This window comes from Arthrobacter parietis, assembly GCF_039530425.1.
Taxonomy (GTDB): domain Bacteria; phylum Actinomycetota; class Actinomycetes; order Actinomycetales; family Micrococcaceae; genus Arthrobacter_D; species Arthrobacter_D parietis.
On the sequence record NZ_BAAAON010000003.1, the window covers coordinates 464,521 to 477,105 of the forward strand.

The 12,585-nt window shown below is 63.0% G+C and carries 11 protein-coding genes; 5 read left to right on the forward strand and 6 right to left on the reverse strand.

All coding sequences use genetic code 11. The features are described from left to right. The 6 genes from ABFX19_RS14325 to glyA all read right to left on the reverse strand — a co-directional run. On the reverse strand, positions 1 to 360 hold a 360-nt coding region (locus ABFX19_RS14325; protein WP_346028689.1), incomplete at its 3' end, for a serine dehydratase beta chain. Then, positions 360 to 992: a sarcosine oxidase subunit gamma gene (locus tag ABFX19_RS14330; protein ID WP_346028690.1), complete on the reverse strand. Its 633-nt coding sequence runs from the start codon at positions 990 to 992 to the stop codon at positions 360 to 362. The genes ABFX19_RS14330 and ABFX19_RS14325, both read right to left, overlap by 1 nt. Continuing rightward, a complete protein-coding gene (locus ABFX19_RS14335; RefSeq protein WP_346028691.1) occupies positions 985 to 3,939 on the reverse strand; it encodes a 2Fe-2S iron-sulfur cluster-binding protein in 2,955 nt (984 codons plus the stop codon). Before ABFX19_RS14335 ends, ABFX19_RS14330 begins: the two co-directional genes overlap by 8 nt. After that, positions 3,936 to 4,265, reverse strand: coding sequence for a sarcosine oxidase subunit delta (locus tag ABFX19_RS14340; protein WP_346028692.1), 330 nt, complete (start codon positions 4,263 to 4,265; stop codon positions 3,936 to 3,938). Before ABFX19_RS14340 ends, ABFX19_RS14335 begins: the two co-directional genes overlap by 4 nt. Positions 4,266 to 4,293: 28 nt before the next feature. Further along, on the reverse strand, positions 4,294 to 5,514 hold the full coding sequence (locus ABFX19_RS14345; RefSeq protein WP_346028693.1) for a sarcosine oxidase subunit beta family protein: 1,221 nt from the start codon (positions 5,512 to 5,514) through the stop codon (positions 4,294 to 4,296). Further along, positions 5,511 to 6,794 (reverse strand): serine hydroxymethyltransferase, encoded by a 1,284-nt coding sequence (gene glyA, locus ABFX19_RS14350; protein WP_428831049.1) that lies wholly within the window; start codon positions 6,792 to 6,794, stop codon positions 5,511 to 5,513. Before glyA ends, ABFX19_RS14345 begins: the two co-directional genes overlap by 4 nt. Before the next feature lie 144 nt (positions 6,795 to 6,938). Here glyA and ABFX19_RS14355 point away from each other — a divergent pair, with 144 nt between their 5' ends. The 5 genes from ABFX19_RS14355 (at position 6,939) to ABFX19_RS14375 (ending at position 12,530) form a co-directional block, all read left to right on the forward strand. Next, on the forward strand, positions 6,939 to 7,613 hold the full coding sequence (locus ABFX19_RS14355; protein WP_346028694.1) for a GntR family transcriptional regulator: 675 nt from the start codon (positions 6,939 to 6,941) through the stop codon (positions 7,611 to 7,613). Between the two features lie 186 nt (positions 7,614 to 7,799). Next, a complete protein-coding gene (locus tag ABFX19_RS14360) occupies positions 7,800 to 9,050 on the forward strand; it encodes a M24 family metallopeptidase (RefSeq protein WP_346028695.1) in 1,251 nt (416 codons plus the stop codon). 88 nt (positions 9,051 to 9,138) lie between these two features. Beyond that, positions 9,139 to 9,927 carry a creatininase gene (locus ABFX19_RS14365; protein ID WP_346028696.1) on the forward strand — a complete coding sequence of 263 codons (789 nt, stop codon included), beginning with the start codon at positions 9,139 to 9,141 and terminating at the stop codon, positions 9,925 to 9,927. Continuing rightward, the gene (locus ABFX19_RS14370; RefSeq protein WP_346028697.1) at positions 9,924 to 11,639 is read left to right on the forward strand and encodes a BCCT family transporter; all 1,716 of its coding nucleotides are present in this window, start codon (positions 9,924 to 9,926) and stop codon (positions 11,637 to 11,639) included. Before ABFX19_RS14365 ends, ABFX19_RS14370 begins: the two co-directional genes overlap by 4 nt. A 96-nt stretch (positions 11,640 to 11,735) precedes the next feature. Beyond that, a complete protein-coding gene (locus ABFX19_RS14375; RefSeq protein ID WP_346028698.1) occupies positions 11,736 to 12,530 on the forward strand; it encodes an IclR family transcriptional regulator in 795 nt (264 codons plus the stop codon). Positions 12,531 to 12,585: the final 55 nt, after the last annotated feature.

Genomic DNA, 12,585 nt, shown 5'->3' on the forward strand with positions numbered 1-12,585 from the left:
AGATTTTCGGCGATGCAGCACCAGGTCCTCGGAGCCCGCGAACTCGATCGGACGGCTTCCGGCCAAAGAGAGCTTTCCTTCAGCAAGTACCGTGTCGACCTTGTGCCCGGCGGTGCCGGTATCCACCGTTTCCGGGTCCTCTCCCAACAAGCCGAGCACCACCGCGCGGTCCGATCCGTGGCCCCGCCCGGTGGCTCCAAGAGAGCCGAACAGTTGGACGCTGACCCGGTGGGTGGCCTCCAGCCTGCCTTCTGCACAGAGCGAATCCGTAAACCGCTTGGCGGCCCGCATCGGTCCAACCGTGTGGGATGAGGAAGGACCGATACCGATCGAGAAGAGATCGAGCACGCTCAGCGCCATCAGGGAACCTCAGGCGAGGCGAACTCCGCCATGGCGTCCAGAAGCCAGCGTGCAACGTATTCGGCGAAAGATGCGCGGGGCATGATGCGGTACGTAGTCTCGTCCAGTTGCCACAGCAGCACCGGAACCGGGCCCAGCAGTGTTGACACCGCTGTGCCGGGCTTGAACACCCGAGGGTGCAGGTCGAGAGGACAGCCCTTCTCCAACACTTTGCGGGCCGACGGACCGCTGAGTTCCAGGGTGGTGCGGTTGGCGGAGAGGTCAACGACGGCGCCCGGTGCATCTCCCAGCGCCGTTGCGAGTTCCTTTCCAACGTCGGAGCCATCGGGTGCCACCAGCAGGAACTCATCCGGTCCCTGCCAGAAGATGGCTGTTCCATCCGGACTGCCGCTGACCTGGCCGCAGCGCGCCGGCAGCGGGGCGCCGACAGCTGTGGCCAGCGCCTCCCCTGCTTCGGAGGCGGGGTCTGCGCGCAGTCCCACCATGGTGAGGAACCTGACCTCGTGAAGTTCAGCGCCCTGGTTGGTTCCCGCCCGCAGCCTCTCTTCGAGGTGAGCGAGCGGACTCCGGCGCAGCTGCTCCGTGCCTTCCCGTGTGTCCAGCGGTGATGTGATGATTACCTGCTCAGCCATCGCGACGGCTCCCTTCGGCGTCGTACAGTACGGTTTCTCCAACGGTGACCTCGACCAGCTGCCCGTTCACCGGGGCAATGAGTGTTTCGCCGATGCGGTTCCGGCCATTCTTGATCAGCGCCAGCCCGAAGGACCTGCCCAGTGCGGCGCTGTGGTAGCTCGAGGTAACGTGCCCTTCCATCGGGACCGGGCCGTAGGCCGGATTGATGGAGCGGCCCTTCTCCACCAACTGCGTACCTTCGGGCAGGCGAATGGTTCCATCCACCGGCAGGACGCTCACCATGTGCTTACGGTCCAGGCGGCTGCTGTCCAGCCGTGCGTAGGAGCGCTTGCCGATGAAGTCTTTGGCCTTGGAGACGATCCACTCCATGCCGGCGTCCTGCGGAGTGACGGTGCCGTCAGTATCCTGGCCGACAATTGGGTAGCCCTTCTCCGCACGCAGTACGTGCATGGTCTCGGTGCCGTACGGTGTGATGCCGAACTCCGCACCTGCCTCGGCAACCGACTCCCACACGTGCAACCCATACCAGGACGCCACGTTGATTTCGTAAGCAAGCTCGCCTGAGAAGGAGATCCGGCAGATCCGCGCAGAAACTCCCGATTCGAGCAGAACTTCCCGGAATGTCATAAATGGGAACGCGTCGTTGGAAACATCAAGGTCCGGTGCCAGGCGGGCAATCACCTCCCTCGATTTAGGCCCGACGACGGCGACCGTGGAATATTGCTCGGTCACCGAAGTGAACACCACATCGAGTTCCGGCCATTCAGTTTGCGACCACTCCTCCAGCCAGTCCAGTACTTTCGCGGCGCCACCGGTCGTAGTGGTGAGGAAGTAGCGGTCCTCGTCCAGGCGGAGGTTGACGCCGTCGTCGAAGATCATGCCGTCCGGGGTGCACATCACGCCGTAGCGGGCAGAACCGGGAGCCAATTTCTTGAAGGCGTTGGTGTAGATACGGTTGAGGAATTCTCCCGCGTCCTTTCCCCGGACTTCGATTTTCCCGAGGGTGGTTGCATCCATGAAGCCGACGCTGTCGCGTACAGCCGCGCATTCGCGCAGCACCGCCGTGTCCATGTCCTCACCCGGCTGTGGGTAGTACCAGGGACGCTTCCACTGGCCCACGTCCTCGAACTTGGCGCCGTGGGCAAGGTGCCAGGAGTGGATCGAGGTGATGCGAGCGGGATCGAACAGCTCACCGCGCTCGCGTCCAGCGAGCGCCGCAAATGCAACCGGGGCGTAGGGTGCGCGGAAGGTGGTGGTGCCGATCTCGCCAAGGCTCGTGCCGCCGTCGTTCCCGTTCAATGCAGCGGCGATGACGCCGATCGCATTGACGCCGGAGGTCTTGCCCTGGTCGTTGGCCGTGCTGATGGAGGTGTACCGCTTGATGTGCTCCACGCTGCGCAGTCCGGCACCGGTTGCCCGAAGCACGTCAGCCACCGACTGGTCGCGCTGGAGGTCGACGAAGTGCTCGTCCCAGCCCTCGCCGTCGGGAGCGGGAGCAAGCCACAGCGGGCGGGTGATTCCGTGCGCACGCGGCGCTTCGGCGAGCAGGGAGCCGGCCGTCACGCCGTCGTCGCTCACGAAACCGGCGTTGAAGGCCGCAATAGCGCCGGCGGACAGACCCTCGGCAACACAGTCGTACAACTGGTAGGTGCCGCGGGCAGCTCCGATGACCTGTTGCGCTTCCACCTCGGCGGCGGGTACGAAAGCGACCAGATCCTCGTCCCAGCGCAGCTTTCCCTGCCGCTGGCTATGGAGATGGACCACGGGGCTGAAGCCGCCGGAGATGGCGAGGAGGTCGCAGTCGATGCTCTCTGCTTCGCCGGTCAGCGCGCCGTCGTCGATCGCACTGACGGTCACCGAGGTGATGCGGCCCTCAGCTGCGGAAATACCGCTGTCCCGGGCCTCGGTGTCGATGACGGCACTGCCCGCAATGACGCGAATGCCTGCTGCCGCAGCCTCTTCTGCGGCAGCACCCGGGTCCTGCCGGGTGTCCACAATTGCAGTCACGGTGACACCTTCGGCTGCGAGGTCCCGGGCAACGTCATAGACGCTGTCATTGGTGGTTGCCAGTACTATGTTGCGGCCGGCGAGCACGGCATACCTGTTGAGGTACGTGCGCACCGCGGACGCAAGCATGATGCCTGGTCGGTCGTTATTCCGAAACACCAGCGGTCGTTCGTGAGCGCCGGTTGCCAGCACAACCTGGGCCGCCCGAATATGCCAGACGCGCTGGCGTGAGACACCTGCCGGCGCCGGACCAGCCAGATGGTCCGTGCGGTTCTGGACGGCGATAAGGTAATTGCCGTCATAGCTGCCAAAAACACTGGTCCTGTTGAGCACCGTGGTTTCGGGGGCGGCGTCCAAGTCGGCGACGACGGTCTGGACCCACTCACGGGCAGGTACGCCATCAATGGTTTCGACGATCTGGTCCGGACCGTCGCCGCGCGAGCCGGACAGGACTGAGCCGCCCGGCTCCGGCTGGTCGTCCAGAAGGATGACGCGGGCGCCGGTCGCTGCCGCGGCGCGTGCCGCCGCCAGACCAGCCGGCCCCCCACCGACGACTGCAACGTCGGTGTGGACGTATTTCTTGTCGTAGACGGCGTCGTCGGGGGTGGGATCGAGTTTGCCCCTCCCGGACAAGTAACTCGCGCGGAGCCCGTCGACAAGTTCCACCGTGGTGGCGGGAAGCATCGATTCGGCAGTGCCGCCGTCGTCTGCGGCTTCAACCCGAAGCAGGGCGTTGGGTTCCTCAACCCCGGCGCTGACGATTCCGCGCGGGCGCCCAAGGTAGAGCGAGGGCGCAGCCGCGATCCGGCCATTGGCGAGAAGCGCGGATGCCACGGTATCGCCGGGGTGTCCGGTGAGCTCCTCACCATCGACGGTGAAGCGCAGCAGGCGGGAGCGGTCAATATGTCCGCCGGAGGGCAGACGGTGGAACTGTGTCATCGGGGTCCTCCCGTTGGTCCGAAGGCGGGTGCACCGGAGGGTGTGAGGGTGCTGTTATCGGGGCGCGGCTGTCCCATCCGGTAGACGGAGAGCACCTCATAAGTGACGGTGTCCCGCAGCACGTTGAACCATCGGCGGCACCCGGTGCTGTGCACCCAACGCTCCGCCGAGATTCCCTTCGGGTTCTCCCGGTAGAAGAGGTAACGCGCCCACTCCTCGTCGCTGAGGTCAGACGGAATCTCGGGATAGGCAACATGGGCCTGGCCGCCATAGTGGTATTCGTTCTCGTCCCTGGCTCCGCACCAGGGGCAGTTGATCAGTAGCATGACTGTCCTTTGTTTTCGTGGAGGCGGTTCAGTGCGCTACGGCGGCGGCGCCGTGCTCATCGATAAGAGCGCCGGAGACGAAGCGGTCCAGCGCAAACGGTGCGTTCAGTTCGTGCGGTTCGCCGGTGGCGATGGTGTGGGCGAAAGCCCAACCGGCGCCTGGTGTCCCCTTGAAACCGCCGGTTCCCCAGCCACAGTTGACGTACATATTGTCCACTGGCGACTTGCCCACGATGGGCGAGGCATCGAGAGTGACATCCACGATCCCGCCCCACGTGCGCAACACATGCGCACGGGCGAAGATCGGAAAGAGTTCGACGGCGGCCGCCATCTGTTCCTCGATCACGTGGAAGGATCCGCGCTGGCCATAGCCGCTGTAGGAGTCAACCCCTGCGCCCATTACCAGTTCACCCTTGTGCGCCTGTGAAACGTAGACGTGGACGTGGTTGGACATGACGACTGTAGGGTGAACCGGTTCATGAAGCTCCGAAACCAGCGCCTGTAGCGGGTGGGACTGGATCGGCAGATCGAAACCTGCGAGTTTCGCCAAAACACTGCTGTGGCCTGCAGCGGCGAGCCCTACAGCTCCGGTGTTGATCCGGCCGCGGTTCGTCTCCACGCCGACCACCCGGTTGCCGTCCTTAATGAAGCCGGTAACCTCGCAGTTCTGGATGATGTCCACCCCCAATTCGTCGCACTTGCGGGCGAAGGCCCACGCCACGTGGTCGTGTTTCGCGATGCCTGCGCGCGGTTGATAGGTGGCCCCCAGGACTGGATACCGGATGTTGTCGGAGATGTTCAGGATGGGGCAGAGTTCCTTGACCTGCTGCGGATCCAACCATTCGGCGTCCACACCGTTGAGCTGGTTGGCGTTGACGCGGCGCATGCTCTCACGGACGTCGCCCAGCGTATGGGCGAGATTCATCACGCCGCGCTGGCTGAACAGGAAGTCGTACTCCAATTCTTCCGGCAGCCGCTCCCACAGTTTGAGTGAGTGCTCGTAAATCGCCGCACTTTCATCCCACAGGTAGTTGGACCGGATGATCGTCGTGTTGCGAGCCATGTTGCCTCCGGCCAGCCAACCACGTTCGAGTACGGCGATGTTGGTCATGCCGTGGTTTTTGGCCAGGAAGTACGCCGTTGCCAGTCCGTGTCCACCGCCGCCGACAATCACGGCGTCGTAGGAGGATTTGGGCTCAGGGTTGTGCCAAAGGAACTCCGGGTGCTCCGGCAGCAGGTCGGCGCTCACGACAGGTCTCCGTTCAGGTTCGGGTAGAGCGGGAACTTCTCGGCGAGGACAGCTACGCGGCCCTGCAGTTCCGCTTCCAGTTCCTCGGTCAGCTCGAGGGTCAGGGCTGCAGCGATGATGTCTGCCACCTCGTTGAATTCGCCGGCACCGAAGCCCCGGGTCGCCAGAGCGGGTGTGCCAATCCGCAGCCCCGAGGAGACCATGGGCGGGCGCGGGTCGAACGGGACGGCGTTCCGGTTGACCGTGATCCCGATGCGGTGCAGCCGGTCCTCAGCCTGCTGCCCATCCAGCTCGGAGTTGCGCAGGTCAACAAGAACCAGATGGACGTCGGTCCCACCGGTGACCACCGAGATGCCGGCGCGAGCCACCTCGTCCTCCATCAAGCGCCCGGCGAGCGCCTTCGCGCCTTCGAGGGTACGCAGCTGGCGTTCCCGGAACTCCTGGGTTGCGGCCATTCTGAAAGCAACTGCTTTGGCCGCGATAACGTGTTGCAGAGGACCGCCCTGTTGCCCGGGGAAGACTGCACTGTTGATCTTCTTTGCATACTCGGAGCGGCTGAGAATGACGCCTCCGCGCGGACCGCCGAGCGTTTTGTGGGTGGTGGTGGTAACCACGTCGGCGTAAGGCACAGGACTAGGGTGGAGGCCCGCCGCGACCAATCCGGCGAAGTGAGCCATGTCGACCATGAGGTAGGCACCCACCAGATCGGCGATGCGACGGAAGTCCGCGAAGTCCAGCTGGCGTGAGTAGGCGGACCAACCGGTGATGATCATTTTTGGCCGGTGCTCAAGCGCCAATGCCTCGACCTGCGCCATATCCACCCGGTGGTCGTCTTCCCGGACATGGTAGGGCACGACGTTGTACAGCTTGCCCGAGAAGTTGATCTTCATTCCGTGGGTGAGGTGGCCGCCGTGCGCAAGGTTCAGGCCGAGTATGGTGTCACCGGGCTGCAACAGTGCAAACATGGCGGCGGCGTTGGCCTGTGCTCCTGAATGCGGCTGCACATTGGCAGCTTCAGCCCCGAAAAGCTCCTTCACCCGGTCGATGGCGAGCTGTTCGATCACATCGACGTGTTCGCAGCCGCCGTAGTAGCGCTTGCCCGGATAACCTTCGGCGTACTTGTTGGTGAGGACTGAGCCCTGCGCCTCCATCACTGCCGTGGGAGCGAAATTTTCTGAGGCGATCATTTCGAGCGTCGACTGCTGGCGCTCCAGTTCGCGATCAATTGCGGCTGCGATCTCAGGATCCGCCGCAGCCAACGTAGTAGACAGGTTCGTCACGATTGGCCCTTCCTTGAAGCTAGAAGACTAATGTGGGACTGATATATCAGTACTGAGACAAATGGTATGCTGAAGATCACACAACGTCAATAGGTTTTGGTAATGAGAGTGCGGCGCACCCGCCGGGAAAGGGAGACACAACCCATGAGCGTGACCGAGGCATACACAGAGGCAACCGCGGAGCACCTGTCGCTGGCGGAGCGCGCCTACCAGGAACTGCGGGACCGGCTGATCATGCTTGACATTCGCCCGGGTGACCCGATCAACGATGGGCAGCTTGCGGCCCAACTGGGAATCGGACGCACCCCCGTTCGCGAAGCGCTCAAGCGGCTGGAAACGGACCACATGGTGATCTCTTACCCGCGTAGGGGCACCTTCGCCACGATTGTGGACATCACTGCCCTGGCGGATGTTTCCGAGCTCCGCCGCGTCCTCGAACCCTTGGCTGCCCGCAAGGCGGCACTTGGAGCCAACTCCCGTGCACGGGAGGAGCTATTTGCCCTGGCGGATGACATCCAGCGCCTCGATGGGGCTGGTCCGGGCAACGCTGCGGACCTGATGCGGTATGACCTGAATGTCCATCGGATCATCTACCGCACAGCCGGAAACCCGCACCTTGAAGACACCCTGATTCGTCTGGACAACCTTGCCACGCGGATCTGGTGCCTTGTTCTGGACAAGGTCCCTACCGTCGCTGGGCACGTCTCGGAACACGTCGAGCTTCTTAGGTCTATCGGCAACGGCGACGCGGATCAGGCGTCGGAACTTGCCCTGGAGCACATCACCAGTTTTGAGAAGACAATCCGCACAGTCCTGTAAAGCCGTAGGCGATGGGCCGCTTCCGCCTAGCCGGCCGGTGATTGTTACGGGTCCTCGCACCCGGCAAAAGAAATACCTTGACCGTGACCCACGGCACATCTACTCTGATGCAACAACGTTGCGCAGGATGCAACGCTTCCTATGCCTTACCGGAACTTTCGTTATACCCATTTCAAAGGAGAAATCATGACGCTGAGCCCTTCTATCCTCAACGTTTCCGACCTCGAACGTCTGAAGGTTCTACACAACGGAACCAAGCAGCCCCTCACCTTCTCGGACGCTGAGTTCGAACGCCGCTTGGCCGGCCTGCGCCAGATTATGACCGCAAAAGAGCTCGACGCCGTCATCCTCACCAGCTACCACGGCATCAAGTACTACTCGGACTTCCTATACACGACGTTCGGCCGTAACTACGCACTGGTTGTCACCGCCGATGACTCGGTTACGGTGACCGCCAACATCGATGCCGGCATGCCGTGGCGCACCAGTTACGGCGAGAACATCGTCTACACGGACTGGAAGCGGGACAACTTCTACTTCGGTCTGCAGGAAGCCCTGCGCGAGCGTGGAGTCAGCGCCCGGCGTATCGGCGTCGAGGATGATGCGCTGCCGCTGATGACCCGCCAGCGCATTCAGGCCGCTTTCGACGGCGCCGAACTGCTGGACGTTTCCCAAGACGCGATGCGCCAGCGCATGATCAAGTCGGCCGAGGAAATCGAGGTCATTAAGCACGGTGCCCGGATCGGTGACCTGGGCGGCGAAGCCATCAAGGCCGCAATCCGCGAGGGCATCAGCGAATACGAGGTCGCGCTGATCGGCACCGAAGCCATGGTGCACGAGATCGCACGCACCTTCCCGCACCGCGAAGTACGCGACACCTGGGTGTGGTTCCAGTCCGGCATCAATACCGACGGCGCCCACAACTGGGCGACCACCCGCCAGCTGCAGCGCGGCGACATCCTGTCGCTGAACTGCTTCCCGATGACCTCCGGCTACTACACCGCCCTGGAGCGCACCCTGTTCCTCGGTCAGCCGGACGACCGCAGCCTGGAACTGTGGAACATCAACGTCGAGGTGCACCGCCGCGGGCTCGAACTCATCAAGCCCGGCGCCGTGTGCAAGGACATCGCCGCCGAGCTCAATGAGATCTTCATCAGCCATGGACTGCTCGCCAACCGCACGTTCGGGTACGGCCACTCGTTCGGCGTCCTCTCCCACTACTACGGGCGTGAAGCGGGCCTTGAGCTCCGCGAGGACATCGACACCATCCTCGAACCCGGCATGGTTGTCTCCATGGAGCCCATGATCACCGTGGCTGACGGCGAACCAGGTGCCGGCGGGTACCGCGAACACGACATCCTCGTGGTTGGCGAAGACGGGGCCGAAAACATCACCAAGTTCGGCTTCGGTCCCGAGCACAACATCATCGACGCGTAAGCCGGTGATGACGGCGGCGGCGCCCCCTTTCCGGCGTCGGCGCCGCCGCCAGACCCTCCACCTTTTGCCAACTAGCAGGAGAACGCACATGGCGCGCACCAGCGTGTATATGGAAGAACTCGACGCTTTTACCTACTCCGAAAAGATCAGCGCCGAGGATGGAATCGTCCTCATCCCCGCGGGCGCGATCGAGCAGCATGGACCACATATGCCGCTGAACGTTGATGTTCTGCTCTCCCGTGCGATGGCCGGGGCCGTCGCCGAGCAGATTGGTGCGATTGTGGCTGCGCCCATCATGTACGGCTACAAGTCACAGCAGCGCTCGGGCGGCGGCAACCACCTACCCGGAACCACCAGCCTCGACGGCGCCACTGTTGCCGCCATCGCCAAGTCACTCACCCTTGAGCTGGCACGCCATGGAGCGCGCCGGATCGTTTTCGTGAACGGCCACTTCGAGAACTACCAGTTCCTCTACGAAGGCGTGGACCTTGCCATCCGGGAGCTGCAGCTGGCCGGCATGGACGACCGCCGGGTCATGCTGCTCTCCTACTGGGACTTCATTGACGACACAACAATCAGCGAACTCTACCCGGAAGGTTTCGGCGGTTGGGATGTCGAGCACGGCGGTGTGCTGGAGACGTCCCTGATGCTGCACCTCTACCCCGAACGGGTCGACATGGGAAAGGTCGAGGATTTTTCCCCTGCCGTCCTGCCTAATTACGACCTGCTACCAGTCCGTCCCGAGCTCACTCCCGGCTCCGGATGTCTATCCTCCGCCGCAAACGCCTCTGCGGGCAAGGGAGAAATCCTACTGAAAAGGGCATCGAGCAGCATGGCTGACGCGATTTCCCATGAGTTCAAAGGCGATCAACGATGATCACTAACAAGCAAGCGGCTGCAACCACGGTGCCCAACGAGGACGCACCACTGGGAATGGGGGAGGCGGTGGAGACACCGGTTCAGAAGAAGCGGAGGGCGGTTGACGATACAGCGATCAAGTGGCTGGCGGCGGTTCTCGTGGTAGCCATCCTTGTCGGAACCATCGCCGCCCCCGACGCGGCGGCCGGAGCCATCGGTGCCGCCCGCACCTTCGTCACCGAATACTTCACCTGGTTCTTCGTGCTCTTCTCTGTTCTCGCCCTGGCGGTCTGCGCCTGGCTCGCATTCGGCCGTTACGGCCGGATTCGGCTGGGCGGCGCAGGCGCCAAGCCGGACTACAGCAAGTTCGCCTGGTACTCGATGCTCTTCGCATGCGGCCAGGGCATCGGGCTGATCTTCTGGTCCGTTGCCGAACCGATCATGCTCAAGGAGGAGAGCCCGCTGTTCACCGGTGTCGACGCCGGTGTGGCCCAGGATGGTTCCATGGCGTGGTCCTACTTCCACTGGGGGCTGACTGCATGGGCGATGTACTGCATCGTCGCGATCTGCCTCGCCTACTCGCACTACAACCTCGGCAAGAAGTTGACCTTCCGGGACGCCGTCGTTGACTTCTTCCCGGTGAAATCCCGGCGCAGCATCGGCGTCGCGGTCGAGGTCCTCGCCATCCTAGCCTGCGTGCTGGGCCTGGCCACCTCGTTCGGGTTCGCCACTCTCCAGTTCACCTTCGGTCTCACCTCCTTCACCCCCATCACCGGCGGGATGCCCGTGTGGATCGCCGTCGTGGTGGTTTTCGCTACCCTTACCGCCGTCTCCGTCTACTTCGGCATCAGCAAAGGCATGAAGCGCATCAGCGAGCTGAACTCAATTCTCAGCATCGTGCTGGTCGGCGCGGTCCTGCTCTTCGGCCCTGCGGTCTACCTGCTGTCCTCCGTGCTGCAGACCTTCGGCGTATACTTCCAGAACTTTCTGGCAATGAGTCTGTGGTCGGAGTCCGACGTCGCGGGCGCCGGCATCGGCAGCTGGCAGGACAGCTGGAATGGATGGTGGACCGTCTTCATCTGGTGCTGGGTCATCGCATTCTCCGCCTTCGTTGGCCCGTTCATCGCCCGGATTTCGCGGGGCAGGACCATCCGCGAGTTCGTCATTGGAGTCACGGTCATCCCATCCGTCATCGTGATGCTGTGGATCGGCGTACTCGGCGGCGCAGCGCACTTTTATGACAATGCCAGCGCCGGCGCCATTTCAGGACAGATCGCCGAAAGCACCGAGAGCGGGCTCTTTGCGATGCTCGACTTCGTGCCAGTCGTCGGCACGATTCTGATGGTTGTATCAACCATTCTGGTGGCCACGTACTACATCACATCGCTGGACTCGGGAGTCCACGCGCTTTCGGGGTTCGTCTCCTCGGCCAAGAGCCCCAGCAAGTGGTTCCGCGTGCTGCTGGTGGGGGCAATTGCGGCGGTCACCGTAGCGCTCCTGGTCCTTGGCGGGGTCTCAGTCATCGGGACGGTCCAGACCGGCACGATCATCGGCGCCTTCCCACTGGCGTTCATCCTGATCATCATGGTCATCAACTTCATCAAGCGCCTCCGGAGCGGCGGGACCATGACGGCACCTCTTGCTCCACCGGCCCTCGGGATCTCCCAGAACGAGAAGGAATCACCGACACCCGAGCTGGTGGCTTCAGACCGCGGTGCACATTTGAACTAATACCCCAACCGTTCCTGCCGGCGGCGTCACCCAGACGGGTGGCGCCGCCGGCGTTTCATGCCGAACAGGCCGTGATAGGGAATGATGAAAGACACTATGACAGCGCAACCAGAATCCAGGGACAGCAAAGGCGCCTCAGTCATCTCTAATGTGATCGACGTGCTGCGTTGCTTCAGCATCGAAGAACCACTGCAGGGAGTAACAGAGATCGCGGTACAGGTGGGCCTGCACAAGAGTACGGTCTCACGAATCCTCGCGACGCTCGAAAACGAGAACATCGTCGAACGCGACCCGCTCTCCCGCCGTTTCCGCCTCGGACTGGGGATCATCACGCTCGCCGGTCCGCTCCTCGCGGATCTGGATGCCAGGAAAGTCGCGCATCCGGTACTCGATGATCTGAGCCGGCAAACCGGCGAAACTTCTGCCCTGGTGCTGTGGAACGGCACGGAGTCGATCACTGTGGAGCAAGTGGTCAGCAGGAACAATGTTAAACACACCTCCCCCCTCGGCACCAGCTACAGCACCGCACTGAGCGCCAGCGTTCAGGTCTTCCTCGCCCTGGAGGAAGAGGACCGTGTGCGGCAGCTTCTCGGCAGCGGGACAATTCAGCACCCCTCCCCCGACAGCGAGCAACTGGGCGCGTATCTCACCCGGCTCCGGGACGTGCGCAGCCTCGGCTATGCAGTCAACTTCGGTGAAACGTCGGTGGAGGAAGTTGGCATCGCCGTGCCGGTTCGGGACCACCGCGGGGATGTGGCTGCGGCCGTGCTCATCTCAGCTCCGCGGTTTCGCGTGAACGAGCAGCAACTCGACACCCTCGTGGCGGCCTGTGTCCTGGCAGCGAAGGACATCACCCACAGGCTCGGCGGCCGCGCATCCTCTTCCCGCTGAAACGAGCAATCACCATCCAACGACGACGGCCGTCACCTTCCTGGGGAAGATGACG